Annotated in this window: 27 protein-coding genes; 19 read left to right on the top strand and 8 right to left on the bottom strand. The window is 73.2% G+C overall.

The genetic code is table 11. The annotated features are described in order from the left end of the window. Positions 1 to 178: 178 nt before the first annotated feature. On the bottom strand, positions 179 to 889 hold the full coding sequence (locus BMX97_RS25695) for a histidine phosphotransferase ChpT (RefSeq protein ID WP_091754037.1): 711 nt from the start codon (positions 887 to 889) through the stop codon (positions 179 to 181). A gap of 175 nt (positions 890 to 1,064) precedes the next feature. Between BMX97_RS25695 and BMX97_RS25700 the strand changes: the two genes are divergently transcribed. Further along, complete coding sequence (locus BMX97_RS25700; RefSeq protein WP_244538648.1) at positions 1,065 to 1,934, top strand: 3'(2'),5'-bisphosphate nucleotidase CysQ family protein; 870 nt, start codon at positions 1,065 to 1,067, stop codon at positions 1,932 to 1,934. Positions 1,935 to 1,951: 17 nt separating this feature from the next. Here the strand turns inward: BMX97_RS25700 and BMX97_RS25705 are convergent, their stop codons facing one another. Further along, on the bottom strand, positions 1,952 to 2,437 hold the full coding sequence (locus tag BMX97_RS25705; protein ID WP_091754038.1) for a YHS domain-containing (seleno)protein: 486 nt from the start codon (positions 2,435 to 2,437) through the stop codon (positions 1,952 to 1,954). Positions 2,438 to 2,538: 101 nt separating this feature from the next. Between BMX97_RS25705 and BMX97_RS25710 the strand changes: the two genes are divergently transcribed. The 3 genes from BMX97_RS25710 (at position 2,539) to BMX97_RS25720 (ending at position 4,763) form a co-directional block, all read left to right on the top strand. Beyond that, positions 2,539 to 3,171, top strand: a complete 633-nt coding sequence (locus BMX97_RS25710) for a DUF1134 domain-containing protein (RefSeq protein WP_091754039.1) — start codon at positions 2,539 to 2,541, stop codon at positions 3,169 to 3,171. 175 nt (positions 3,172 to 3,346) lie between these two features. Further along, the gene (locus BMX97_RS25715) at positions 3,347 to 4,258 is read left to right on the top strand and encodes a coiled-coil domain-containing protein (RefSeq protein WP_091754040.1); all 912 of its coding nucleotides are present in this window, start codon (positions 3,347 to 3,349) and stop codon (positions 4,256 to 4,258) included. Positions 4,259 to 4,529: 271 nt separating this feature from the next. Next, positions 4,530 to 4,763, top strand: coding sequence for a 3',5'-cyclic-nucleotide phosphodiesterase (locus tag BMX97_RS25720; RefSeq protein ID WP_244533380.1), 234 nt, complete (start codon positions 4,530 to 4,532; stop codon positions 4,761 to 4,763). Between the two features lie 148 nt (positions 4,764 to 4,911). Here the strand turns inward: BMX97_RS25720 and BMX97_RS25725 are convergent, their stop codons facing one another. Then, the gene (locus BMX97_RS25725) at positions 4,912 to 7,020 is read right to left on the bottom strand and encodes an ATP-binding protein (RefSeq protein ID WP_091754041.1); all 2,109 of its coding nucleotides are present in this window, start codon (positions 7,018 to 7,020) and stop codon (positions 4,912 to 4,914) included. 347 nt (positions 7,021 to 7,367) lie between these two features. Here BMX97_RS25725 and BMX97_RS25730 point away from each other — a divergent pair, with 347 nt between their 5' ends. The 4 genes from BMX97_RS25730 to BMX97_RS25745 all read left to right on the top strand — a co-directional run bounded on the left by BMX97_RS25730 (position 7,368) and on the right by BMX97_RS25745 (position 12,124). Continuing rightward, positions 7,368 to 7,718, top strand: a complete 351-nt coding sequence (locus tag BMX97_RS25730; protein ID WP_091754042.1) for an LPS translocon maturation chaperone LptM — start codon at positions 7,368 to 7,370, stop codon at positions 7,716 to 7,718. Between the two features lie 112 nt (positions 7,719 to 7,830). Continuing rightward, a complete protein-coding gene (lysA, locus tag BMX97_RS25735; protein ID WP_091754043.1) occupies positions 7,831 to 9,102 on the top strand; it encodes a diaminopimelate decarboxylase in 1,272 nt (423 codons plus the stop codon). A gap of 86 nt (positions 9,103 to 9,188) precedes the next feature. Further along, complete coding sequence (locus BMX97_RS25740) at positions 9,189 to 9,404, top strand: hypothetical protein (protein WP_091754044.1); 216 nt, start codon at positions 9,189 to 9,191, stop codon at positions 9,402 to 9,404. Positions 9,405 to 9,502: 98 nt separating this feature from the next. Further along, positions 9,503 to 12,124, top strand: coding sequence for a TIGR02302 family protein (locus tag BMX97_RS25745; protein WP_091754045.1), 2,622 nt, complete (start codon positions 9,503 to 9,505; stop codon positions 12,122 to 12,124). Between the two features lie 107 nt (positions 12,125 to 12,231). Here the strand turns inward: BMX97_RS25745 and BMX97_RS25750 are convergent, their stop codons facing one another. Then, positions 12,232 to 12,987: an outer membrane protein gene (locus BMX97_RS25750; RefSeq protein WP_177202356.1), complete on the bottom strand. Its 756-nt coding sequence runs from the start codon at positions 12,985 to 12,987 to the stop codon at positions 12,232 to 12,234. 405 nt (positions 12,988 to 13,392) lie between these two features. Between BMX97_RS25750 and BMX97_RS25755 the strand changes: the two genes are divergently transcribed. From BMX97_RS25755 to BMX97_RS25780, 6 genes are all read left to right on the top strand, one after another. Continuing rightward, complete coding sequence (locus BMX97_RS25755) at positions 13,393 to 13,578, top strand: twin transmembrane helix small protein (RefSeq protein ID WP_091754047.1); 186 nt, start codon at positions 13,393 to 13,395, stop codon at positions 13,576 to 13,578. Positions 13,579 to 13,713: 135 nt separating this feature from the next. Further along, the gene (locus BMX97_RS25760; protein ID WP_058620076.1) at positions 13,714 to 14,304 is read left to right on the top strand and encodes an acyloxyacyl hydrolase; all 591 of its coding nucleotides are present in this window, start codon (positions 13,714 to 13,716) and stop codon (positions 14,302 to 14,304) included. Between the two features lie 130 nt (positions 14,305 to 14,434). Next, positions 14,435 to 15,010, top strand: coding sequence for a cob(I)yrinic acid a,c-diamide adenosyltransferase (locus BMX97_RS25765; protein ID WP_091754048.1), 576 nt, complete (start codon positions 14,435 to 14,437; stop codon positions 15,008 to 15,010). A 232-nt stretch (positions 15,011 to 15,242) separates the two neighbouring features. Continuing rightward, a complete protein-coding gene (locus BMX97_RS25770) occupies positions 15,243 to 15,992 on the top strand; it encodes an electron transfer flavoprotein subunit beta/FixA family protein (RefSeq protein ID WP_091754049.1) in 750 nt (249 codons plus the stop codon). A 40-nt stretch (positions 15,993 to 16,032) separates the two neighbouring features. Next, entirely contained in the window at positions 16,033 to 16,983 is a 951-nt protein-coding gene (locus BMX97_RS25775) for an electron transfer flavoprotein subunit alpha/FixB family protein (RefSeq protein WP_091754050.1), read from the top strand. Between the two features lie 178 nt (positions 16,984 to 17,161). Continuing rightward, positions 17,162 to 18,043, top strand: a complete 882-nt coding sequence (locus BMX97_RS25780) for a 3-hydroxybutyryl-CoA dehydrogenase (RefSeq protein ID WP_091754051.1) — start codon at positions 17,162 to 17,164, stop codon at positions 18,041 to 18,043. Positions 18,044 to 18,077: 34 nt separating this feature from the next. On the opposite strand, the gene BMX97_RS25785 is transcribed toward BMX97_RS25780, so the two are convergent. Next, entirely contained in the window at positions 18,078 to 18,818 is a 741-nt protein-coding gene (locus tag BMX97_RS25785) for a trna delta -isopentenylpyrophosphate transferase (protein WP_091754052.1), read from the bottom strand. A gap of 343 nt (positions 18,819 to 19,161) precedes the next feature. On the opposite strand from BMX97_RS25785, the gene BMX97_RS25790 reads away from it, so the two are divergent. Next, the gene (locus BMX97_RS25790) at positions 19,162 to 19,842 is read left to right on the top strand and encodes a hypothetical protein (protein ID WP_091754053.1); all 681 of its coding nucleotides are present in this window, start codon (positions 19,162 to 19,164) and stop codon (positions 19,840 to 19,842) included. A gap of 58 nt (positions 19,843 to 19,900) precedes the next feature. On the opposite strand, the gene BMX97_RS25795 is transcribed toward BMX97_RS25790, so the two are convergent. Genes BMX97_RS25795 through BMX97_RS25805 form a run of 3 tightly spaced genes read right to left on the bottom strand, consistent with a single transcriptional unit; the run spans position 19,901 to position 23,195 of the window. Further along, positions 19,901 to 20,902 (bottom strand): hypothetical protein, encoded by a 1,002-nt coding sequence (locus tag BMX97_RS25795; protein ID WP_091754054.1) that lies wholly within the window; start codon positions 20,900 to 20,902, stop codon positions 19,901 to 19,903. After that, on the bottom strand, positions 20,899 to 22,854 hold the full coding sequence (locus tag BMX97_RS25800; protein WP_091754055.1) for an AAA family ATPase: 1,956 nt from the start codon (positions 22,852 to 22,854) through the stop codon (positions 20,899 to 20,901). The genes BMX97_RS25795 and BMX97_RS25800 overlap by 4 nt, the downstream gene beginning before the upstream one ends. Further along, entirely contained in the window at positions 22,851 to 23,195 is a 345-nt protein-coding gene (locus BMX97_RS25805; protein WP_244538649.1) for a hypothetical protein, read from the bottom strand. Before BMX97_RS25805 ends, BMX97_RS25800 begins: the two co-directional genes overlap by 4 nt. A 203-nt stretch (positions 23,196 to 23,398) precedes the next feature. Here BMX97_RS25805 and BMX97_RS25810 point away from each other — a divergent pair, with 203 nt between their 5' ends. The 4 genes from BMX97_RS25810 to BMX97_RS25825 all read left to right on the top strand — a co-directional run bounded on the left by BMX97_RS25810 (position 23,399) and on the right by BMX97_RS25825 (position 25,160). Then, a complete protein-coding gene (locus tag BMX97_RS25810) occupies positions 23,399 to 23,806 on the top strand; it encodes a hypothetical protein (RefSeq protein WP_091754057.1) in 408 nt (135 codons plus the stop codon). A 94-nt stretch (positions 23,807 to 23,900) separates the two neighbouring features. Next, complete coding sequence (locus tag BMX97_RS25815) at positions 23,901 to 24,188, top strand: acylphosphatase (protein WP_091754058.1); 288 nt, start codon at positions 23,901 to 23,903, stop codon at positions 24,186 to 24,188. Positions 24,189 to 24,199: 11 nt separating this feature from the next. Beyond that, entirely contained in the window at positions 24,200 to 24,907 is a 708-nt protein-coding gene (locus BMX97_RS25820; RefSeq protein WP_060848901.1) for a DUF599 domain-containing protein, read from the top strand. After that, positions 24,897 to 25,160 (top strand): DUF3253 domain-containing protein, encoded by a 264-nt coding sequence (locus BMX97_RS25825; RefSeq protein ID WP_091754059.1) that lies wholly within the window; start codon positions 24,897 to 24,899, stop codon positions 25,158 to 25,160. Before BMX97_RS25820 ends, BMX97_RS25825 begins: the two co-directional genes overlap by 11 nt.

Genomic DNA, 25,160 nt, shown 5'->3' on the forward strand with positions numbered 1-25,160 from the left:
CGATCCACGCAGGATCTCTGCGCAGGCCTACGCTGCCACGGGAGCCTTTATGATCCGTTGCCGCCAATCCTCATACTGTACCCGCTCCGGGCATAACCGCCCGGAATCGGGGGAAATTCCGGCTCGCCGGAGAGAATCGCGAAGAGACCGGGGCTCGAACTGGCCGCCGGCCCTAGGGTTAGATGCCGTTACCGCCGTCCTGGTGGTCGTCGGAGTCCCGGACGTCCTCGACGTCCGCGGCCGGGGCGGCGGCCGGCTCGGCCCGGATCGTGACCGTGTCGCCCTCGATCGAGAACCGCACGTCCATCTCGGCGGCGCGGGCGACGAGGCCGGCGTAGAACGGCTGGATCGCGTGGGCGTCGACGGTGCCGCTCTCCGGCGTCCCGGCGATCAGCTTCTCGACGTGGGGCGGGATGCGCGCATAGGCGCCCTTGGCGGTCAGCACGAAGACCGGGGCCTCGCCCTCGCCGGTGATCGCGACGTCGATCACCCCGCCGCGGGGGATCGCCGTCACGGCGATGACCACGAGGTTGAGGACGAGCTTGACCTTGTTCTTCGGAAACAGCGCCCGCGGCGCGCTCCAGGTCAGCTTGGTCTTCTCGTCGCCGAACATGCCGCGGGCGACGTTCTCGGCATCGGCGAGGTCGATGCTGGCTCCCGCCGAGCCCGCGGCCCCGAAGGCGATGCGGGCGAATTGCAGCCGGGCCGAGGCCTGCTTGGCGCTCTTGCGGATCAGGTCGAGGGCGAAGTCGCGCATCTCGGCGCTGTCCTCGTCCTCCAGCACCTCGAGGCCGTTGACGATGGCGCCGACCGGGCTGATCACGTCGTGGCAGACCCGCGAGCAGAGCAGCGCCGAAAGATCGAGGGCGTCGAGGGTGACGGTGGTCATGGGGCGCTCCGCGGGGCCGGCAGATGGGGCAGTCGGATGAAGGCGTGGATCGCGGCGGCTCCCGCCACGGTTTGCCGGCACGGATAGCCGCCGCGCGCCGGTTTGAAAAGGCGATCACGCCGCGGCCGGCCGCGCGGTCATCGACAAAGCCGCCGGCTGCGGGCATGACAACCGCATGACGTCCGCCCTCATGACGCCCGCCCTCGCCCTCGACCGTCTGCCCACGCCTTCCGAGCGCGACGCCGTCGCGGCCCGGCTCGCCGGGATCGCCGCGGCGGCCGGCGCGATCCTGCGGGAGTTCGAGCGGGGCGGGTGCAGCCACCGCCTCAAGGCCGACGGCTCGCCGACGAGCCAGGCCGACCTCGCCGCCGAGGCGCTGATCGTCGCCGCGCTCGGCGAGACCTGGCCGGGCATCCCGGTGATCGCCGAGGAGACCGCCGCCGAGGCCGCGCCGGCGGCCCTGTTCTTCCTGGTCGATCCCCTGGACGGGACGAAGGATTTCCTGAAGGGCACCGGCGAGTACACGGTCAACATCGCCCTGGTGGCCGGCGAGCGGCCGGTCGCCGCCGCCCTCGCCGCACCCGCCCTCGGCCGGGTCTGGGCGGCGGGCGCCGGGGCCGTGGAGGCCGCGCTCGTCGAAGGCCGTCCCGGTCCGTTCCGCCCCGTTTCGGCCCGGCCGCTCCAGCCGGAGGGGATGACGGCGCTCGTCAGCCGCAGCCACGGCGAGGCGGCGGACGAGGCCTGCCTCGCGGGCCTGCCGGTCGGCCGGCGGCGCGGGGTCTCCTCGGCCATCAAGTTCGGCCTCCTCGCCTGCGGCGAGGGCGACGTCTACGTCCGCTGCGGCCCGACGATGGAATGGGACACCGCGGCCGGCGACCACATCCTGACCGAGGCCGGCGGCTGCCTCGTCGGCCCGGACGGGCGCCCCTTCGGCTACGGCCGCCGGCCCGGCCAGTACCGCAACGGCCCGTTCGCGGCCTTCGGCGACCCGTCGCAGGCCGCGCGCGCCGTGCTGCCGGAGCGCTGCCCCGAACGGGGCGCCTGACCGGGAACGCCGGCTTCTCAGCCGCCGATCGCGGCGGCGGGCCGCAGGTCGGGCCAGCGCGCCTCGGCGGCATCGAGCAGTTCGGGTACGGCCCGCGCCCGGCGCTGCGCGTCCCGGAAGAGGTAGAGGCGGCCGTCGTACAGGCTCGCCACCAGGGGATCGGCGTCGACGAGGCGCCCGGCGGCGACGCCCTCCGGGTCGCAGCCGCCGAGCCGCGGCGCGTAGACCTCCGGCGCGCGCGCGAAGGCGCCCCGGTTCGCCGCGCTGGAAAAGCGCCAGACGAGACCCGACCAGACGTAGTCGTGCCCATCGGCCCCGGAGACCGGCTCGCGCCCGAGCCGGTAGGAGACCGCGTCGTAGCCCCTGAGGGCGAGCCCGGTCAGGGGATCGGCCGCGTAGAGCGACGGCACGCCGAGCGGCGTCTCGGCCCGCGCCGGCCCGAGGACAGCCGCGGCGGGGAGAAGCGACAGCAGGCCGCGCCGCGTTAACCTGATCTTGCCCATATCCGCAGCATTCGTGGCATCCCGCCGCCGTCCGCGCCGGCCCTCCGACGAGAATCGGCCGGGCCGGTCACGACCTCCTTCTAAGCCGGGATGCCTAACGAATGCTCTCAGCCTCCTCCGCCTCCTCGGCCCGGCAGAGCGCCGGAGTGTCGCGCCGGCGCGCCCTCGCGGCCCTGCTGCTCGCCGCCGCCGCCCTGCCCGCGGGCCTGCCCGGGCCCGCCGCCGCGCAAGGCCGCCGCCCGGGCGACCCGGGGACGTTCCAGCCCCAGGAGATCGTCGATTCGGGCCACCAGTTCTTCGGCTCGGTCTCGCGCGGGCTCGCCCTGACGGTCCAGGAGGCGACGCGCCGCTGGGGCGAGCCGAACGGCTACATCCTGGGCCAGGAGGCTTCCGGGGCGATCATCGGCGGCGTGCGCTACGGCGAGGGCACGCTGTTCACCCGCAATGCCGGCCAGCGCAAGGTGTACTGGCAGGGCCCGTCCCTCGGCTTCGACGTCGGCGGCGACGGGGCCCGCAGCATGATGCTGGTCTACAACCTGCCGCGGGTGAACGCCCTCTACCGCCGCTTCGTCGGCATGGACGGCTCGGCCTACGTGGTGGGCGGCTTCGGCATGTCGGCGGTGACCGCCGACAACATCGTGGTGGTGCCGATCCGGGCCGGCGTCGGCGCCCGGTTCGGGATCAATATCGGCTATCTGAAGTTCACCGACTCGCCGACCTGGAACCCCTTCTGAGGATCCGGCGACGGATCCGGACGGCGCGTGCCGCGCCGGCCGGGCCGCGCTGGTCCTCGGGAGCGTCCCGTGGCAGGGTCCGGCCGCGACGCCGGTCCTGCTGCGCCGGGGCGCGTCGATCCGTTGCAACCGTCCGTGCGGGGCCCCGCCCGGACGCCGAGAAAGTATCGCCCGGGTGATCGAGTCCCTGATGTTCGTGGCGCTGGGGTTCCTCGGCGCCAGCCTGTGCGCCCTCCTGGTCCTGCCGGCGCTCAACGCCCGGGCCGAGCGCCTGACGCGCCGCCGGCTCGAGGCGCTCTACCCGATGTCGATCGTCGAGCTGACCGCCGAGAAGGACCACCTCAGGGCCGAGTTCGCGGTGCGCGAGCGCCAGCTCGAGCGCCGGGTCGAGGAGGCGCAGGCGACCCGGCAGGCCGAGATGGAGGAGACCGGCCGGCGCACCGTGCGCCTCGGCGAGCTCACAGCCGAGATCGAGCGCCGGGACGCCCGGCTCGCCGAGCTGGAGCGCGACCTCATCGAGGCCCGCGGCGGCCTCGCCCGCGGCGAGGGCGAGCTGGCCGAGGCCCGCACCGCCCGGGCCGCCGCCGAGGAGGCGATGCGGGCGCTGGAGGGCCCCTACCAGCGGGCGCTGTCCGACCTCGCGACCCTGCGCCAGGAACTCGAGACCGTGAGCCGCGGCCAGGCCGAGGCCGAGACCGCCCGGGGCATCGCGGAGGAGCAGGTGCGGGCCGCCCGCGGCCGCGTCGCGGAGGCGGGGGAGAGCGTCGCCACCGCCGCCCGCGGGCAGGTCCAGGCCCTGGAGGACGCGCTTGCCGACCTGACCGCCCACCACGCCGCCGAGATCGAGGCTGCGCGCGCCGAGATCGCGCGGCTGCAGGAGGCCGTGCGGACGGCCGGCACGCCGCCGGCCGAGATCGCGAACCAGAACGCGCTCCTCGAACGCCGGATCGCCGAGGTGGCCGACGCCCTGATGCAGGGGCGCGGGACCGGGCAGGAAACCGTGCAGGGCCGGCCCGAGCCGCGCATGCCGGCGGCGACGCCGCTCTCCCCGTCCGCGCCGCGCACCGCGCCCGCGACGGCCGGCTGACGGCCCGGCGCGGTGTGCCGTGCGGCACATCGCGGTCGCCCCGGCACGTCCCCCGATCGGCCGCGCGAGATCGGAAATGGCTCGGAAACATCGGGCAAGCCCTTGCCGGTGCTCGAACTTTCCGGCCGGCCCGGTCCGCTGCGGCGCGGCCTAGGCCCGTTGCGGCGCGGCCTGCGGCACCCCGCGACCCTTGTCAGGTCGCCGGTTTCGGGCCATCTCGCTGCGACTTCCCACGTTTTGCAAGGCTTCGACAGACATGATGCTCAGGCCGATGTCGCTCGCCCTCCTGACTGCCGGCAGCCTGATGCTGCTCGCCGGCCCGGCTTCGGCCCAGCGGGACGACCCCAACCTGAAGAAGTACTGCACCGGCGATTACATGACCTATTGCGGCAACCTGCCGCCGGAGAGCCCCGAGGTCGATCGCTGCTTCGAGAAGAACATGAAGAAGATTTCGGTCAACTGCAAGCGCGCGATCGATTTCTACGAGCAGACGCACAAGAAGTAAGGCACCCCCGGGCCCGCCGCGCTAAGGCATTTCCGACGAAGTGGATGCCGGTTCGTCGAAGAAAATGCGGTAAAAAACAAAAGCCTAGAGACCTTCGCGATTGCAACGCAATCGTGGAGCGCTCTAGAGCCGAGAACAGACCCCGGTCTCAGGCCGGGGCCTGTTCCCGACTCGCGGCCTCGAGGGCCTCGGCCAGGTCCTCGATGCTGAAGGGCTTGCGCAGGACGGTCTCGCCGGGGGCCGGGCGGGGCCCGTCCTGGTCGTTGTCCGCCGGGTGGCCGGTGGCGAAGACCACCCGCAGGGCGGGCCTCCGCCGCCGCGCCTCGGCGGCGAGCGTCGGCCCGTCGATGCCCGGCATCACCACGTCGGTGAACAGCACCGCCACCTCGCGCTCGCCGTCGAGCACCGCGAGCGCCGCCGCCCCGTCCGCCGCCGTGACGGTGCGGTAGCCGAGTTCGCCGATCGTCTCGGCGCTGGCGAGCCGCACCGCGGCATCGTCCTCGACCACCAGGATCGTGCGCCGGGCCCGGTCGGGCGAGGGGGCGGCGAGCCGCGCCCGCCCGGCATCCTCGGCCGGCAGCGCGTCCCGGCTCACCGGCAGGGTCAGCGTGATGGCGGTGCCCCTCCCCGGCTGGCTGTCGATCCGCACCCGCCCGCCCGACTGCGTGACGAATCCGTAGACCTGGCTCAGGCCGAGCCCGGTGCCGCGCCCCTGCGGCTTGGTGGTGAAGAACGGCTCGAAGGCCCGCGCCACCACCTCGGGCGGCATGCCGGTGCCGGTGTCCCGCACGGTGATCGACACCCCCTGCGCGCCGTCCTCCAGGCTGCCCTGCGCGATCTCCAGGGTGAGGCGCCCGCCCCCCGGCATCGCGTCGCGGGCGTTGACCGCGAGGTTGAGGATCGCGTTCTCGAGCTGGTTCTGGTCGACGAAGACCGGGGGCGGGTCGGCCATCAACCGGGTCTCGACCTGCACGGTCTCGCCCAGCGTGCGGCGAAGCAGGTCGACCATGCCGGCGACGAGGCGGTTCGGGTCGGTCGGGCGCGGCTCCAGCGGCTGCTGGCGGGCGAAGGCGAGGAGCCGGTGGGTCAGCTTCGCCGCCCGGTCGGCGCCGTCGAGGGCCCCGGCGATGAAGCGGGCGACATCGGTGTCGCCCCGGGCGATGCGGCGCTGCACCAGTTCGAGCGAGCCGGTGATGACCGCGAGCAGGTTGTTGAAGTCGTGGGCGATGCCGCCGGTGAGCTGGCCCACCGCCTCCATCTTCTGCGACTGGCGCAGCTGGCTCTCGGCCGAGAGTCGCTGGGCGTGCTCGCGCTTCAGGTCGGCGATCGCCTGCTCCTCGGCCCGGGCGCGGGCCAGCGCCAGCCAGGCCATCAGCACAAGGGTCAGGGCCGAGACCGTCGCGACGAGGCCGTAGATCCGCAGGTTGTCGTACCAGCGGTCGAGGGCGACGACGGTCTCGACCGAGAAGGCGACGTCGACCGGGTAATCGCCGATCCGGCGCCAGGCGTAGAGCCGCTCGACCTCGCCGGGCGGGGTGCCGGTGGTGGCGCCGCCCTGGGGCCGGGCACGGATCGCCCGCAGCAGCGGATCGGCCGGACCGAGCCGCTCGTCGGCCTCCGGGCCGGGCGGCTCGCGCACCAGCACGGCGCCGTCGGCGCGCAGCAGCGTCGCCCGGTGGGCGGTCGGGGCGGCGATCTCTGCGTAGAAGCGGGCGAAGTACTCGGTGCCCAGCGCGATGACGATCACGCCGTCGAAGCGCCCGTCCTCGGTCGAGCGCCGCCGGCTGACCATGAAGGCGGTGGAGCCGTCGGGCTCGCGCAGGGCCGGGCTGACATAGATGCCGATATCCTTCGGGCGGTGGACCGAGAAGATGTCGCGCTCGGCGAGCTCGCGGCCGAGGTCGCCCTCGCGGCTCGAGGCGCGGATCCGTCCCTGCGGATCCACCACCCAGACAGCCCGGGCCTGGGCCAGCGGCGCCTTCAGGCTGGCGAGGAAGCCGCCGGTCGCCGGGGCCGAGATCTGGGTCCAGCTGCGGTCGAAGACGTAGTCGTCGACCCGGTCCATCGCGAGCTCGGCGGTGTCGAACACCTTCGAGGCGTGCTCGTGCATCACCGCGGCGGTGCGCACGACGGCGCTGTCCTCTTCCCGCAGGACCTCGGCCCGGTTCCACCACGCCGCACCCACCAGGACGACGCACGGCACCAGGAAAGCCGCAGCGACGAGGAGCTGGTGCAGCCGCACCGTCGAAAGGCTCACGGGACACTCACAAACGCGACGGGGAGCCGACGCGGCGATCGGCGAGAAGCTTAACCGTTCGTTAACGGAAAGGCGAGCGAAACGATCGCCGCCCCGTCCTGCCGGCCCGCGGCTTCCCGGGCGGTGTGGCGCCCGGGCATCGGCCGCGCCCCCCGGGGATCCCTGCAGGACGTTCCCCGCGGCGGGAGCCCCCGCGGGCGGGCCCGGCCGCACTCTTCCGGCCCGGGCTCCAACGCTCCCTTAACGGCCACGCTCGAATGCGGTGCAACCACGGCGCCGGGCGGGCTCGCCTCGCGCGGCGCGGGCCGCTATGGTGCCGCCGCCACGCTTGTCCCCGGATCTCGCCCGTGTTCCGTCCCCGCCTCCTCGTCCTCCTCGGCCTGATCGCCCTCTCGGTCGCCGCCTGCGGCCGGCGCGGGCCGCTCGAGCCGCCGCCCGCCGCGGCGCCGGCGGCCCAGCCGAAGGCGAACCCGGGCGCCGGCACCGCGCGGCCGAAGACGGGCGCGGCGGCCGTCAACACGCTGCCGGGCGGCGTCGGGCTCTCCGCGGGAGCCTCCGCCCCCGACGAGGAAGACGAGCTGCCCGCCGCCGCGATCGCCCCGCCGACCGGGCTCCCGGCCCCGACCGAGTCGTCCTCGCGCCGGCGCAAGGGCTTCACGGTGCCCCAGGGGCCGTTCCCGCTCGACCCGCTGCTGTGACCGGGCCGGCGTGAGGGTGCAAAGGCGGTCCGGTTTCGTGTAGAGGGCGCGTCGCGCCGGATGCGGCGCGGCAGCGCCCCTTGGCGTCGGTCCCTCTCCCGGTCACTTCGCCATGCATCACTTCACCTACCGCAACGGCATGCTCCACGCCGAGGACGTCGACCTGTCGCGGCTCGCGGGCGCGGTCGGCACCCCGTTCTACTGCTACGCCTCCGCCACCCTGGAGCGGCACTACCGGGTCTTCGCCGAGGCGTTCTCGGGCGACGACGCGCTGGTCTGCTACGCCATGAAGGCGAACTCGAACCAGGCCGTGCTCGCCACCCTGGCGCGGCTGGGCGCCGGCATGGACATCGTCTCGGAGGGCGAGCTGCGCCGGGCGCTGGCCGCCGGGGTGCCGGGCGAGCGGATCGTGTTCTCGGGCGTCGGCAAGACCGAGGGCGAGATGGCGGCCGCCCTCGACGCCGGCATCCTGTGCTTCAACGTCGAGAGCGAGCCGGAGCTGGAGCAGCTGTCGCGGGTGGCCGCCGCCAAGGGCGCGACGGCGCCGGTCTCGATCCGGGTCAACCCGGACGTCGACGCCCGCACCCACGCCAAGATCTCGACCGGCAAGTCGGAGAACAAGTTCGGCATCCCGATCTCGCGCGCCCGCGAGGTCTACGACCGGGCGGCGCGCCTGCCGGGTCTGTCGCTCGTCGGCGTCGACATGCATATCGGCAGCCAGATCACCGATCTGGCGCCCTACGACAACGCGGCCGCCCTGCTCTGCGGGCTGGCCCGCGACCTGATGGCGGCGGGCCACCGGCTGCACCACGTCGATTTCGGCGGCGGCCTCGGCATCCCCTACCGGGACGACAACGCTCCCCCGCCGGACCCGGCCGCCTTCGCGGCGGTGCTGCGGCCGCACTTCAAGCCGCTCGGCCTGAAGCCCGTCTTCGAGATCGGCCGGATGATCGCCGGCAATGCCGGCGTGCTCGTCACCCGCGTGCTCTACGTGAAGCACGGCGAGGGCCGGACCTTCGTGATCGTCGACGCGGCGATGAACGACCTCATCCGCCCGACCCTCTACGAGGCCTACCATGCGCTCCGCCCGGTGGCCGAGCCGACGCCCGAGGCGGGCCGCGTCACCGCCGACGTGGTCGGCCCGGTCTGCGAGAGCGGCGATTACCTGGCGCTCGCCCGCGAGATGCCGGAGGTGAAGCCCGGCGACCTGATCGCCGTGATGTCGGCGGGCGCCTACGGCGCCGTGCAGGCCTGCACCTACAACACCCGGCCGCTGGTGCCCGAGGTGCTGGTACGGGGCGCCGACCACGCGGTGATCCGCCCGCGGCAGAGCTACGAGGAGCTGATCGGGCTCGACCGGGTGCCGGAGTGGCTCGCGGTCTGATCGCTAAAATGCGACCGGTTTTCCGAACCGGTCGGCCAGTCCCCGTACGCTAACGTCACCGCCAGTCACCGGGAGGACGTGAAGCGATGGCGCCCCAAGGCAACCTGCTCGCCCGTGCCGAAGCCGTGGTCGCGCGTGCGTTCCGCATCGCGGCCGAGCACGAGACCACCCTCGCCCATGCCCGCAGCGCCGTGCAGCCCCTGCGCGAGGCGGCGGCGCGGCAGGAAGGCGGCGTACCGGGCGGCCTGTCGGGCGCCGCGCCGCAGGACTCGGACCGGCAGCGCGCCGGCCGCCAGGCCTGAGCCGATTTGACCCGCTGGCCCGCCCGGGCCGGCATGGTAGCCTGCCCGCTTCGCTCCCGCGCGGCTGCCGCGCGACGGAGCGCGAGCGGGAGCAGGGCATGACGAAGGCCGAGCCGGATACCGCGCGCAGCGCCGGGGCCCCGGAGAACCGGGCCGATCCGGTGCGCGCCGGGCTCGACCGGCTCGTGGCCCGGGCCGGTCGTGTGACCCTGTGGGAGCAGGCCTGGCCGATCCTGTGGCGCGGCCTCGCGGTCGTGCTGGTCTTCCTCGCCGCCTCGTGGCTCGGCCTGTGGCTCGATGCCGGCCCGTTCCTGCGGATGGCCGGGGTCGCGGTCTTCGCTCTGGCGCTCCTGGGCGCCCTCCTGCCGCTCGTGCGCCTGCGCCGGATCGCCCGGCCGCAGGCGCTGGCGCGGATCGACCGCGACGCGGGGCTCGCCCACCGCCCCGCCCGCACGATCGAGGACAGCCTGGCGCTCGGGCGCGACGATCCCGGCACGCTGGCCCTGTGGGAGCTGCACCGGAGGCGCGCCGCCGCGGCGCTGACCCGTCTCAAGGTCTCGGGCCCGCGGCCCGGCATGGCCCGGCGCGACCCCTACGCCCTGCGCGCCGGGGCGATCCTCGCCGCCGTGGCCGGCGCCTTCGTGGCCGGGCCGGAGGCCGGCGAGCGCCTGCGCACCGCCTTCGACTGGCGTGGGCCCGTCGCGGCCGCGCCGTCCTTCCGGGTCGACGGCTGGATCGATCCGCCGCTCTACACCCGGATGCCGCCCCTGATCGTGTCCCTGGCGGAGGCGGGCCAGCACCTGCGGGCGCCGGTGAACTCGACGCTCGTGGTGCGCATCGCCGGCGCCGGCGCCGCCACGGTGACGCCCGGGGCCGGCCTGAAGCCCCTGCCCGCCACCGCCCCGGCCCGGGCCGACCTGCGCGAGGAGCGCTTCACGCTCACCGGCGGCACCGCCGAGGTGTCGGTGCAGACCGGCTTCGCCTCGAGCCATCGCCTCACCGTCGAGACCATTCCCGACCGGCCGCCGGAGATCGCGTTCTCGGGCAACCCCGAGACCAACGGGCGCGGCACCTTCACGCTCGCCTACCGGGCCAAGGACGATTACGGCCTTGCCTCGGCGGAGGGCGTCGTCGAGCCCCAGACGAAGGGGCGCAGCCTGGTGCCGCCGCCGCGCCTCACCCTGACCCTGCCCTCCGACCCGCAAGGGACCACCGACACCCGCACCCTGGTCGATCTCACCGACAACCCCTGGGCAGGCGCCAAGGTGCTGCTGACCCTGGTGGCGAAGGACGAGGCGGGCCAGGAGGGGCGCTCCGCCCCCCTCGCCTTCACGCTGCCGGGGCGGTTCTTCACCAAGCCCCTGGCACGGTCGCTGGCCGAGGAGCGCCGCCGCCTCGTCCTCGATCCCGACGGGGGCCGGGCGCGGGTCGAGACCTCGCTCGACGCGCTCCTGATCGCGCCCGAGCGCTTCACGCCGCAATGGGGCGTCTTCCTCGGCCTCAAGGAGGCGGCGCGGCGCCTGCGTGCGGCCCGCACCGACGAGGCGCTCACCGAGGTCGCCGACCTCCTGTGGACGATGGCGCTGCAGATCGAGGAGGGCGACCTCTCGGATGCCGAGAAGGCGCTGCGCGCCGCCCAGGACCGGCTGAAGGACGCCCTCGATCGCGGCGCCTCCGACCAGGAGATCGCCAAGCTCACCGACGAGCTGCGCCAGGCGATGGACCGGTTCCTGAAGGAGTTCGCGGAGCGCCAGCAGCAGAACCCGCAGAACCCCGGGCAGCAGAGCCAGCAGGCCGACCGCACGGTGACGCCCGACGACCTGGCCAAGATGCTCGACCAGATGCAGGAGGCGATGAAGCGCGGCGACACCGCCGAGGCCCAGCGCCTGCTCGACCAGCTCCGCGGCATCCTGGAGAACCTGCAGACGGCCCAGCCGAACTCGCGCATGTCGGACCCGACCGCCCGCGAGATGAACCGCCAGATGCAGGATCTCGAGGCGATGACCCGCGAGCAGCAGGGCCTGCGCGACGAGACCTTCCGCCAGGGCCAGGAGCGCCGCTTCGGCAATCGCGGCCAGCAGCAGCCGGGCCAGCAGGGACAGCGCCAGCCGGGTCAGCGCGGCCAGCAGGGCCAGCGCGGCGGGGAGCCGCAGCAGGGCGAGGGTCAGCAGCAGCAAGGCCAGCGCGGCCAGCAGGGCGGGCAGCAGCAGGGAGGATTGGGCGACCGCCAGCAGGGCCTGCGCCAGCGCCTGGAGGACATGCAGCGCAAGATGAAGGAGCTCGGCATGCAGGGCGAGCAGGGCCTCGCCGATGCCGAGCAGGCGATGAAGGACGCCGAGAACGCGATCGGCCAGGGCCAGGACGGCTCCGCCGTCGACGCCCAGGGCCGCGCCCTCGAAGGCTTGCAGCGCGGCGCGCAGGGCATGGCCCAGCAGATGCAGCAGATGGGCCAGGACGGTGAGGGCCAGCAGGCCGACGGGCAGCAGGGCCAGGGCAACCCCAACCAGCCCGGCCGCCAGGGCGCCCGCGACAGCGACCCGCTCGGGCGGCCGACCCGCAGCCGCGATTTCTCCGACGGCCGCGTGCGGGTGCCGACCGCCGAGGAATCCGGCGTCGAGCGGGCCCGGCGCATCCTGGAGGAGCTGCGGCGCAAGCTCGGCGACCCGAGCCGGCCGACGGAAGAACTCGATTATTTCGAGCGCCTGCTGCGCCGCAACTGAGCGGCGTCCCGGCAACGAGACACGGCGCAGCCCCGATGGGAGCCGCGCCGTGTCTCGTGATGGTCGTTCGGCGGGACGAAGGGGGCCGCCGTTGCGGCCCCGCACGCTCAGTTGAACAGGTTGAAGTGGTAGTTGATGCCGACCTTCAGCAGGTGGGCGTCGAGGCCGGTACGGATGCCGAACTGGGTGCCGAGGGCACGGAAGCGGACGTCGCGCTCGAGGTCGGCGTAGAGGTACTCGCCCTTCACCGACAGGGTCGGGGTGATCATGTATTCGAGGCCGGCGCCGACGGTGTAGCCGTCGACCGGGAGCGAAGCGTTGAAGGAGGCCGGCAGCGCGAGGCCCGGGCCCGTAGCGATGCCGCGGGCGCCGATCTCGGTGAAGGCCCAGCCGCCGGTGGCGTAGGCGAGCAGCGGACCCCAGGCATAGCCGACGCGGCCGCGGACGGTGACGAAGTAGGTGTCGGTCTTCAGGGCGCCGTTGGCGCTGGCGGTGCCGGCCGAGGCGCGGAACTCGTTGTGGATGTCGGCGTAGTTGGCATCGACCTCGACGCCGACCACAAATCCGTTGTTCGGCGTGAACTGGTAGTTGTAGCCGACGGTGCCGCCCGCCACGAAGCCGGCGGCCGAAGCCTCGCCGCGGGCGGCCGGCAGGGCGGCCGGGCGCGGGGAGGTCGTCGAGGCGCGGAAGTCGCCGCCGACGGCGCCGCCGGCGTTCACGCCGGCATAGAACCCGGTCCAGGTGAAGGCCGGCGGGGCCACCGGGTAGACCGGCGGCGGCGCGACGCGACGCGGGAGATCGGCGGCCTGAGCGACGCCCGCGAGCGCGAGGAGGCCGGCGGTGGCGAGCAGGTAGGACTTCACGTGAACAACCCCCATGGTCGTCGGGCCGGCCCGATCATGCGGTCGCCGCCCCGTTCGGATCTCGTGCCGGGCGGACGCATCGCCGCGCCGCAGCAACCCGGCGCCGGCACACAATCATGATGGGCTGTTCGAGGCTATCGCATTTGTGCAACACCGCAGGCGACCGTCAAAGGTGAAGCGACGGCGAATCCGCTGCCATGATTATGGCGATGACTTTGGGGCAGGCCGCCGTTGACGGATCATCTGGTCTGGCGCCATCCTTTCGCGGTTGACCGATCGCGGCCTGCCGAACCCGCTCCGGCGTCGCGTCCCGCTCCTGCGGCGCGGGGCCGCCTCCCCGGATGCGCCCGATACGCCCTATCAGGCCATGACCTCCCGCGAGCCCGGCCCCGAGCGATCATCCCGATGTCCAGCAACACCCTCGTCCTCGTCGCCTGCCTGGCGGTCGCCGCCGTGCTGCTCCTCGGCCTCGGCAACATGCTGCGCGGCGGCAGCGCCAACCTCTCGCAGCGCCTGATGCGGCTGCGGGTGGTGCTCCAGCTCGTCGCCATCGTGGTGATCATGGGGGTGCTGTGGTGGCGCGGCGGGTGACCCAGCGGGACTGTGGCGGGCCGGCCGCACGGGGTGGAAAACCATGCCCGCATGGATTGCGCGGCGAGACGGGATGCCGGCCCGGGGATTAAGGTGAATGCCGCTCCAGCCACGGGGCGGTGGACCGTTCGACAGATGCGCGTAACCCTTCCGAGCCTTGCCGCGGCCATCGTGCTGGCCGCCCCGGCCGCCCAGGCCGCCGACCCCTCGGCCCTGGTGCCGTCCTACCGGCCGCCGGTCCAGCCCCTCAGCATCGTGTCGGAGTTCCGCATCGGCGGGTCCGCGCAGGACCCGGGCAGCAACGAGAAGAACACCAGCAACATCAACGGCGAGATCCTGTTCGCCAAGCCGGTCACCGGGCTCGACCGGTTCTGGGCCGCCTTCGTGCCGCGCCCGACGGTCGGCGGCAGCTACAATTTCGACGGCCGCACCAGCTATGCCTATCTGGGCGCGACCTGGACCGCCGACATCACCGACCGGATCTTCGTCGAGGGCTTCTTCGGCGCCGGCTTCCACGACGGCTATACCGGCCCGAAGGCCGGCGTGCCCAAGACCTTCAACGCGCTCGGCTGCAACCCGCTGTTCCGCGAGGCGGCGGCCGTCGGCTTCCGGCTCACCGAGCACTGGAGCATCATGGCGACGATCGAGCACATGTCGAATGCCGGGCTCTGCGTCACCAATCGCGGCCTGACGAATTTCGGCGGCAAGATCGCTTACACCTTCTGACCGACGAAGGGGCCGCAGGGCGTCACGCCGCGCGGCCGGCCCGACGATGGTGGCCCTGGCGCCGCGGCGCCGGCCCGCTACAACGTCGCTCGTGACGGCGGGCCCGCGGCCCGCCGAAGGGAGCCTGACCGTGGTCGTCCTCAACCGCATCTATACCCGCACCGGCGATACCGGCACGACGGCTCTGGCCAACGGCGAACGCCGCTCGAAGGCCGACCTGCGGGTCGAGACCTACGGCACCGTCGACGAGACCAATGCCTGCCTGGGGCTGGCGCGCCTGCACACCACCGGCGAGCTCGACGCGATGCTCGGGCGGATGCAGAACGACCTGTTCGATCTCGGCGCCGACCTCGCCACCCCGGAGACCGGGGAGCCTCTCTCCTACGAGCCGCTGCGGATCGTCGCCGCCCAGGTCGAGCGGGTCGAGCGCGAGATCGACGCGCTCAACGCCGGGCTGTCGCCCTTGCGCTCCTTCGTGCTGCCGGGCGGGTCGGCCGCGGCCGCCGCCCTGCACCTCGCCCGCACGGTCTGCCGCCGGGCCGAGCGGCTGGCGGTGGCGCTCGCCGCCACGCCGGGCGAGACCGTCTCGCCGGTGGCGATCCAGTACCTCAACCGCCTGTCGGACTTCCTGTTCGTCGCCGCCCGGGTCGCCAACGACGGCGGCGCCGCCGACGTGCTCTGGGTGCCGGGCAAGACGCGCACCTGAGATGCCCCCTCCGGGCTCCGACAGGTACCGGCACCCGCGCGGGCAACACGGCTCCCGCGCAGGTGCCGCGGGCTGCACTTAACGGTGGGGCGGCCGCCCGCCGGCGCGCGTTGACAATTGCGAAAATCGGCCGCTACGGTCCGCGCCACCGTGCTCCATCGGGGATGATCGCTGGCCGGCCGAGGGAGGGCCCGGCCACCATCGTCCCTTCGTCCTGAAGGATGCGACGATCATGAAGGTTCTGGTGCCCGTCAAGCGGGTGGTCGACTACAACGTGAAGATCCGGGTGAAGCCGGACGGCTCCGGCGTCGAGCTCGCCAACGTCAAGATGTCGATGAACCCCTTCGACGAGATCGCCGTCGAGGAGGCGATCCGCCTCAAGGAGAAGGGCAAGGTCACCGAGATCGTCGCCGTCTCGATCGGCCCGCAGCAGGCGCAGGAGACGATCCGCACCGCGCTCGCCATGGGCGCCGATCGCGGCATCCTGGTCAAGACCGACGCCGCCGTCGAGCCGCTCGCCGTCGCCAAGCTCCTCAAGGCGCTGGTCGAGAAGGAGAGCCCGGATCTCGTCATCCTCGGCAAGCAGGCGATCGACGACGACTCGAACCAGACCGGCCAGATGCTCGCCGCGCTGCTCGGCTGGCCGCAGGGCACCTTCGCGTTCAAGCTCGAGGTCGCGGACGGCAACCTCGACGTGGTGCGCGAGATCGACGGCGGCCTGCAGACCCTGAACCTGACGCTGCCGGCGATCGTCACCACGGATCTCCGCCTCAACGAGCCGCGCTACGCCTCGCTGCCCAACATCATGAAGGCGAAGAAGAAGCCCCTCGACACCGTGGAGCCGGAGGCGCTCGGCGTCGACGTGAGCCCGCGCCTCAAGGTGCTCAAGACCGTCGAGCCGGGCGGCCGCAAGGCCGGCGTTAAGGTCGCCAGCGCCGCCGAGCTCGTCAACAAGCTGAAGGTCGAGGCGGGCGTCCTCTGAGGATCGCCGCGCTTCCCGCGAAAGGAAGGAACGACACGCCATGACCACTCTCCTGCTGGTCGAGCATGCCGGCGGCGCCGTGAAGGACGCCAGCACCAAGGCCCTGACGGCGGCCAAGCAGCTCGGCGCCCCGGTCCACGCCCTCGTGGTCGGCGCCGACGCGAAGGGAGCCGCCGAGGCCGTCGCCAAGCTCGACGGGATCGAGAAGGTGCTGGTGGCCGCCGACGCCGCCCTCGACCACCTCCTCGCCGAGCCGACCGCGTCGCTCGTCGCCGAGCTTGCCGCGAACTACGACACCGTGATCGCCGCCGCCTCGACCGAGGGCAAGAACGTGCTGCCGCGCGTCGCCGCCCTCCTCGACGTCGCGCAGGTCTCCGACATCATCAAGGTGGCGGGTCCCGACACGTTCGAGCGGCCGATCTACGCCGGCAACGCGATCCAGACCGTGCAGGCCACCGACGCCAAGCGGGTGATCACGGTGCGCACCGCCGCCTTCCAGGCGACCCCCGAGGGCGGCTCCGCCGCCCCGGTCGAGGCGGTGTCGGCCGCGGCGGCGCCCGCGGCGAAGTCGTCGTTCAAGGGCGAGGAGATCGCCAAGTCGGACCGTCCGGAGCTCGCCGGCGCGCGCATCATCGTGTCGGGCGGCCGCTCGCTCGGCTCGGCCGACAAGTTCAAGGAGCTGATCGAGCCGCTCGCCGACTCGCTCGGTGCCGCGGTCGGCGCCTCCCGCGCGGCGGTCGATGCGGGCTACGCCCCCAACGACTGGCAGGTCGGCCAGACCGGCAAGGTCGTGGCGCCGGACCTCTACGTCGCGGTCGGCATCTCGGGGGCGATCCAGCACCTCGCCGGCATGAAGGACTCGAAGGTCATCGTCGCGATCAACAAGGACGAGGAGGCGCCGATCTTCCAGGTCGCCGATTACGGCCTCGTCGGCGACCTGTTCCAGGTCGTGCCGGACCTGCAGCAGGAAATCGCCAAGGCCAAGGGCTGATCGGCCAAGGACTGATTGGGCCAAGGGCCGATCGCTCGAGGCTGACAATGCCCGCCCCCCGCGCGGATCGCGCGGGGGGCGGCATCGAGACCCTTCCGGGCTCCGCTGGAACCCTTCGCATCTGCGAAGGCGCGATGATATGAACGGTCTGGACCGCGTGGCGGGAAGGCAGGGTGTGATGGGCATCGAGATCAAGACGGTCGGGATCATCGGGGCCGGCCAGATGGGCAGCGGCATCGCCCATGTCTGCTCCCTGGCCGGTCTCGACGTGCGGATGAACGACCGCGATCCCGAGCGCCTGAAGAACGGCCTCGCCACCGTCAACGGCAACCTGCAGCGCCAGGTCTCGAAGGGCGCGATCACCGAGAGCCAGCGCCGCGACGCGATCGAGCACATCATCGCGGTCGATTCGTTCGACGATTTCGGTCCCTGCGACCTGGTGATCGAGGCGGCCACCGAGGACGAGGTGATCAAGCGCAGCATCTTCAGCGCGCTGTGTCCGTCCCTGCGCCCCGAGACGATGGTGGCGACCAACACCTCGTCGATCTCGATCACGCGCCTTGCCGCCTCGACCGACCGGCCGGAGCGGTTCATCGGCATCCACTTCATGAACCCGGTGCCGGTGATGCAGCTCGTCGAGCTGATCCGCGGCATCGCCACCGAGGACCCGACCTACGAATCGGCCAAGGCCTTCGTGCGCCGCCTCGGCAAGATCGTGACGGTGTCGGAGGATTTTCCGGCCTTCATCGTCAACCGCATCCTGCTGCCGATGATCAACGAGGCGATCTACACCCTCTACGAGGGCGTCGGCTCGGTCGATTCGATCGACACCGCGATGCGGCTCGGCGCCAACCACCCGATGGGCCCGCTCCAGCTCGCCGACTTCATCGGCCTCGATACCTGCCTGTCGATCATGCAGGTGCTCTACGAGGGCCTGGCCGATTCGAAGTACCGCCCCTGCCCGCTCCTGGTGAAGTACGTCGAGGCCGGCTGGCTCGGCCGCAAGACCAAGCGCGGCTTCTACGATTACCGCGGCGCGGAGCCGGTGCCGACCCGCTGAGGGCGGGGCTCACCGTCCGCGCGCTGAAAGCCGATCACGCCACCGCGGCCTTGCGGGACTTTCCCGTATTGCGGGCCGGCCAGCCGAGAGCGACGAGCCGCGCCTTGGCGTGCTCGCGCACCTCGTCGCGCAGGCCCGGCGCCATCGCCGCCAGGGCGGCCTGGGTCTCGGGCGCCAGCATCAGGTCGGTGACCGCGTTGATCGACTGCGCCTCGTCGATGCGCGCCGTCAGGTCGGCGTCGGTCGCGCTGCCGCCCGTCTCGGCCGGCGGCAGGTCGGCATCGTTCGCCGGCCCGGCGTTGCGGTCCTCCTCCGGCGCCGGCCCGGTCCGGCGCGCCGGGGCGTTGGCGGCCACGAGGTCGGGACGGCTCGCCTTGAACTCGTCGGCCTCGTCCTCGGAATAGAGCAGGCCGTGCAGGCCGGCGAGCTTGAGGATCACCCGGTCCTTGGCCCGCTTCTCCGCCATGGCGAAGACATAAGCCGCCTGGCGGCCCGAGACGCGGTAGTTCACGCCGATCAGCGCCTCGCCGATCGACCACTCGGTGCGGTCGCCGCTCGGGCCCGGCATGTGGCCGGTCACCAGGATCACCGCCTCGTCCCGCTCCGCCCGCACGATCACCGGCGCATCGAAGCGGATGCGGGCCTGCACGGCGATCCGCTCCAGGGCCTTGTGGTAGATCACGGCGGTGCCCTGCACGCGCCAGACGTTGCCGGCCAGCGGCTCGCCGTAGGTGGCGAGGATGTCGGCGATCTGCTTGTCGGTGGTTGCGCTCATCTCGATCGATCTCACCTGCTGACGGCGGGCGCCCGGCGGGCCGGGTCGCGCGTTCCGTATTTGTTCTCTAGCATGCCGCCATCCGGTTCGCGAGGGTTTTCGCGGGTTTGCCGCGAGACCAGATCGCTGCGGCGAGGGATTTTTCGTCGCAGCGCAGTCACTCGATCGTCCCAACGCCAAGCTGCCGCCGGATCGGCGATCCCATAGCGCCCCGCTTATCGGGGCACGAGGATTGGGTCACGTTGCCGAACCGGGGTATGTTCGCTAAATGTTCCTATGGAGAGACGCCACCTCGACTGTCACGGATCGCGTGGCGCGCGCCGCCATCTGCCCGGAGCCCCGCATGAGCACGCCCGCCCTCCTCGATTCCTCGGCCCTGCTCGAGCGGCCGGGCCAGCGCCGCAGCGCCGTGCGCAGCCCCTCGCCCCGACGTGGCGCCCCCCTCGTCGCGGCGGTGCCGCGTCAAGCGCTGATCGCGGATTTCCTGGCCATCGCGGCCCTCGATCCGGGGGTCGAGCGGCTGAAGGCGGCGCCGGCGCCGATCCGCCTGCCGCTGGGCGACGGGGTGGTCGCGCACGCCGCCGATTTCGAGCAGGTCCGCACCGACGAGCCGGGCCTCCTCGTCGACGTGGTGGCGGAGGCCGACCTTGGCCGCCATCCCTTCCGCACCGCCTACGTGGCGGGCGAGCCGGTGGTGGCCGAGGACGGGCGGCGCTTCGTCATCGAGAGCGCAGCCTCGCTGCGGGCCGAGCCCCGGATCTCGACGGTGCGGCTGATCATGGCGTGTCGCCGCACCTACGTCTCGGCCGGCGACCGGGTGCGCATCCTGCACCACCTCGACGAATGCGGCACCGGCCGGCTGGTCGACTGCGCCGGGATGGCGATCAACGCCCAGGACGGCGTCGCGGCGGTGCTGGCGCTCGCCGTCGAGGGTCTCGTGGCGGTCGATATCGGCCGGCCGATCCTACCCGAGACCGCGGTGCGCCGGCGGCCGTTGCCCTATCCCGATCCGTTCGGGTTCTGAGCCCGCCTTGGCGACGAGGACGACCCGCCGCGCGGTGGCCTCGTACCGTCGTATGCGCTCAGCCGCCGCGCCGGGCCACCGCCGCCTCGACCAGCGAGCGGATCGCCGCCTGGACCGGCTCCGGCGTCGCGTCGCGCACGAACTTCGCCTCGATCTCCTCGCGGATCAGGGCGCCGTCGTCGCTGCGGGCGAGGTCGGTGGCGGTCTCGGCCTGGAGCAGCGACACGAAGGCGCTCTCGATCCGGCCGATCGTCTCGGGCGACTCATCGGCGGCGACCTGGCGGCCGGTGAGGTCGAACACGTCGGCGACGTGCGGCAGGCGCTCCTCGATGAGCGAGAGATCGCCGGCGAGCACGAAGACCGCGGGGATGTGGGCGATCAGGTCGACCGAGCCGCGGGTGATGTTGCCCGGGTTGAACCAGCGCGTTTCCCCGACCTGCATCGGGGCGTGGCGCTTGTGGACGTGGCCGTTGATCGCGAGCGCGCAGCCATGGATCGCCTCGGGCGGCACCGCGCCCGGATAGCCCGCCCCGAAGGCGAGGTCGTGGTGGGTCAGCCAGAGGACGGCGTCGGCCTGCGGGATCAGCCCGCGGACATCCGTGGGGATCGCCTGCCCGAACGGCGTCGCGCCGAAGCCGAGGCGGCGGTCCTTCACCGCGTAGAGCGCCGCCGGGCCGGATTCCGGCACGACGTCGAGGACGTCGCTCACCGCCAGCATCGCCAGGCTGTCGCCGTCGGACAGGCGGGTATGGCGGATGTCGTGATTGCCGACATTGGCGAGCGGCCGGTGCCGGAAGCCCTTGAGGATGCGGATCAGCCGCGACTTCAGGCTCTCGTCGGGCTCCACCGGGCGCTCGAACAGGTCGCCGAGGAGTACTGGCGCGAGGTCGCGGGCATTCGCCAATGCCACGCAATGCTCGAGCTTGTTCAGGACCGGTGCCGGCCAGTCCGGGTCCTTGCGCCGCCCGGGCCGGCGCGACGAGACGTGGGGATCGCCGATCACGAGGAGACCCGCGCAGGCGACCGGCGCGGCGTCGAGCCGCTCGCGTCCGAGGATCATGCGGAGCCCCCCGTGCCGGCGTGGCGGTGGCCGACGAGAAGGGAGGCGGGTGCCACGGGGGTGCCGCAGGCCGGGCAGCGCCCGCCGGTGGCGGCGAGGACCACTTCCATCTCGGCCTCGGCGACGGCGAGCCCGTCCCGGGCCGCGGCCGCGCGTCCCCGCGCCGCGGCGAGGCGCCGGCCGGTCTCGGCGAGGCGTTGCGCCGTCGCGGCGGCGTCGGGGCGGAGCACCGGACGGGGCGCCTCGTCCGGCAGCCCGGCGAGCACCGCGGCACGGTCCCGCGCATCGGCGAGGCCGGCGCGCAGGCGCCGTAGCCGTGCGGCGTGGGTGCCGGCCCGGGCGGTGTCGCGCGCCACCGGTGCCTCTGGCGGCAGCCCGGCGAGCGCCGCGACCCGCTCGCGCGCCGCCGCGAGATCCGCCGCCGCCGCGAGCACACGGCGGCCGAGGGCGGCGCGGTGGCGCGCCTCGGCGAGCGCGCGGCCGATCTCGGCACCGGTCTCGGGCGCCGGCAGGTCGGCCAGCACCCGGGCGCGGGCGGCGGCCCCGGTGGCGAGGCGGCCGGACCGGGCGAGACGGTCGGCCAGGGCCTCGCGGTCGCGCAGGCGCGCCTCCTCGGCCGAGAGCGCATCGGCCTGCCCCCGCAGCCCGGCCAGGGCCCCTTCCAGGGCGTCGAGATCGCCGAGGGCGCTCAATGCCTCGCGCAGGCGGGCAATCTCGCGCTCGCCCTCGCGGATGGTGCGCTGGTCCTCCGTCACCCGCTCGCGCTGCAGCGCCTGCATGTCGCGCACCAGCCCGGCCTCGCGGCCGATCGACAGCACGGCCGAGCGCCGGGCCGGCTTCTCGCCGAGCAGGAAGACCGGAAACTTCTGGTGCGCCACGTGGACGTCGAGGTCCTCGACCCGGGTGATGCCGAACAGGCGCTCGACCCAGGCCGGCACGTCGCGGCCGCCGGTCTCCAGGGTGGTGCCGTTCTCCCGCACCAGCGACCCGTCGGCCTCGTGCAGCGACCACAGGTTGACCGGGGTGCGCTTCGGCTGGCGGGCATAGCGCAGCACCCGCCCGTCGGCGACGCCGATCTCGACCCGCGCGACGTTCGCGCCCGCCCGCACCAAGCTGTCGCGCACCTCGCCGTAGAAAACCGCCCGCAGGGCCCGGATCACCGTCGACTTGCCGTGGTTGTTGGGGCCGACGAGCGCATTGACGCCGGGGCCAAGCGGCAGGGTCGCGTCGGAAAAACCCTGGACGTCGACGAGGCGCAGGTAGCGAAAACCCGGCCTCTCCGGCGTCCAGGCCGCCGCGCAGGACGCGGCCGGCCCGGCGATGGCGACGCCGGTCTCGGGCCGTCCGGCGATCCGGCTGACCGTCAGGTCGGTCCCGAACCCCGCCACGTCGTGATGGGAGATCGCCAGGCACTGCACGCCGAGCTTGGCGGCGCTCTCCTCCAGCACCCGGTAGAAGGCCGGCACCCGGTCGGGGGCGATCCAGCAATCGGCCTCGTCGAGGGCGAGGAAGCGCCCGACCCCGGCCTTGACCACGGCGATCAGGCGCAACGCCATGCCGACCACGTTGGTCATGGCACCGCCGTTGTCCTCCAGAACGTCCTCGCGGCCGCCATCCGGGCGCTCGACCCCGATGTCGAGGGCCGGCAGGCCGCGCTCGGTGGTGAGATCCAGGCGCACCGGCTTCTCGCCGGGCAGCACCTCCTGGACGAGGGCGGTGAGCAGGGTCTCGAAGGTCGCGACGCTGCGCCGGTTGGCCTCCTGCTGCAGCTCGCGCAGGTAGGTATCGACCGCGTCGCGCTGGGCGAGGCGGCCCTTGGCGGCGGCGACCTCGCGGGTGCGGGCGGCCAGGGTCTCGCGGTCGCGGTCGCGGGCCGCCTCCAGGCGGGCGAGCAGGCGGCCGGCGCGGGCCAGCGCCTCCAGGCGGTCGGCGGGAGCCGGAGCGGGGGTCAACGGGCGGGATCGAGAGCGGAGAGGCGGTCCTGCACCGCCCGCAGGGCCTGGGCGAACTCCTCGACCCGCCGGGCATTCTCGGCCCGGGCCTCCTCGATCACCCGGCGGATTTCGGCCTCGTCGTCGGTGCCCAGCTCCTCGCGGGCCTGGGCGCGGGCGGCAGCGAGTTCCGCGGTCAGGCGCTCGACGTCGCTCTCGGCGCGGATCCGGTCGGCGCGCAGGCGCTCGTAGGCCGGCTGCAGCGCCTCGAGGCGGCGCAGGGCCTCGACGTCGGGGCCGGCATCGCGCGGGCCACTCTCCTGCCCCTTGCGGCTGCGCTCCATCTCGCTCCTCGTGGTCATGGCAGGATCGGTCGTCGTGGCAGGATCGATGGCCCCGAGGTGGCACCCGGACCGGACTTTGGCAACAGCCGCGGCGTTCGAGAAATGTTCGTCCGTCCCTGTTGACGACCTGTGCAAATCAGACCAGTGTTCCGTAAATGTTCCATGCGACGAGCCGGCCCGGGAGGCGGCGCGGCGTCGCGGGGGAACCGTGGGAGACCCGCATGGAAACCACCCGCCTGGAGGACGTCGCGGCCGAGGCTGCCCCGCTGTTCGAGAACCGGGACTGGCGCCTCCACGCGGACGGGCTCGAGCACCGCGACACCGGCTACTTCATCGACCGCGACGCCCTCGCGGCGCGGCGGCCGGACGGCCATTGGGAATGGCCGCTGCACCTCTCGGAGAAGAGCTGGTGCGGGGTGCGCAGCTTCCGCGAGGCGTTCTCGGCCGCGCTCGGCGCCTTCGGCATCGCCCCCGACCGCAAGCTCACCCTGTCCTTCGCCCTCGGCTTCGGCACGCGGGTCGGGGGTGCCGCGCCGGACGCCTTCGTGCCGCTCGCCGACCTCGTGCGCCCCCGCGCGCCGGAACTCCGCCCGGTCCTCACCCGCCCCCTCGTCGCCGCGAGCGCCTGACGGCGCGGCAGTCCCTCGCGTCCCCGCTCTCCCCTCGCGGCGCAATTTGCTCTAGAGCCCGCCCCGGGAGACGCCGTACGGGGAGTGGGCGAGCGTGAGCGGACAGCGCAGCGTGGAGATCGTCGTCCGGGGCCGGGTCCAGGGCGTGGGCTACCGGGCCTGGACCAAGGGCGTGGCCGAGGCCAAGGGCCTCGTCGGCACCGTGCGCAACCGGCTCGACGGCAGCGTCGAGGCCCGCCTCGCCGGGCCGGCCAAGGCGGTCGGCGCGATGATCGAGGCCTGCCGCGAGGGACCGCCGGGCGCGCGGGTCGCGGACCTCGCCGTGAGCGAGGCACCCGAGCCCGCCGGCGCGCGCGGCGTGCAGATCCTGCCGACGGCCTGACGGGACCCGGCATGCACCCGGATCTGGGCTTGAGCAGCTTCTCGTTCCTCGACCTCGCCGCGCTGGTCTGCTTCCTCTCGGCGTGGTGGGGCTATTCCTACGCGGTCGAGCACCTGTCGGGCGGCAAGCGCAGCCTCAACGGCATGATGAACCGCTACCGCCACGCCTGGGCCGACCAGCAGATCGTGCGCGAGAACCGGGTGGTCGACACCACCATCAACGCCTCGCTCCAGAACGGCACCGCCTTCTTCGCCTCGACGGCCCTGATCGCACTCGGCAGCGCACTCACCCTGTCGCGCTCGGCCGACGACGCCCTGACCCTGTTCTCGACCCTGCCGTTCGGCGCGCCGATGACCCGGGCGGTGTGGGAGATCAAGGTGGCGGGCCTCGCCCTGATCTTCGTCTACGCCTTCTTCAAGTTCGCCTGGGCCTACCGGCTGTTCAACTACGGCGCCATCCTGATCGGCGCCGTGCCGCCGCGCGAGGGCGACCCGGTCCGGATCGAGCGCGCGGCGCGGCGGGCCGCGGCGATGAACGTGGTGGCGGGCGGCCATTTCAACCGCGGGCAGCGTGCGTTCTTCTTCGCGCTCGCGTATCTCGGATGGTTCGTCAGCGCCTATGTGCTGTTCGCCACCACCGCGATGGTGCTCACCGTGATGTGGCAGCGCCAGTTCGCCTCCGACGCCCGCCGGGCCCTGCAGGACCACGATGATCCCTGACGATTACGAGATCGAGCTCACCCTGGTGCGCCTCGTCACCGAGCGCGGCGCGGACAAGACCGTCTGCCCCTCCGAGGTCGCCCGGGCGCTGGGCGGCCCCCACCCGGACGGCTGGGGACCGCTGATGCAGCCGGTCCGCCGCCAGGCGGTGCGGCTGATGAAGGCCGGCCGCATCGCCATCCTGCGCAAGGGCAAGGTGGTGGACGACCCGGACGATTTTCGCGGGATCTACCGGCTGTCCCTGCCGCGGTGA

It is taken from the genome of Methylobacterium sp. ap11, from assembly GCF_900110515.1.
GTDB lineage: Bacteria > Pseudomonadota > Alphaproteobacteria > Rhizobiales > Beijerinckiaceae > Methylobacterium > Methylobacterium ajmalii.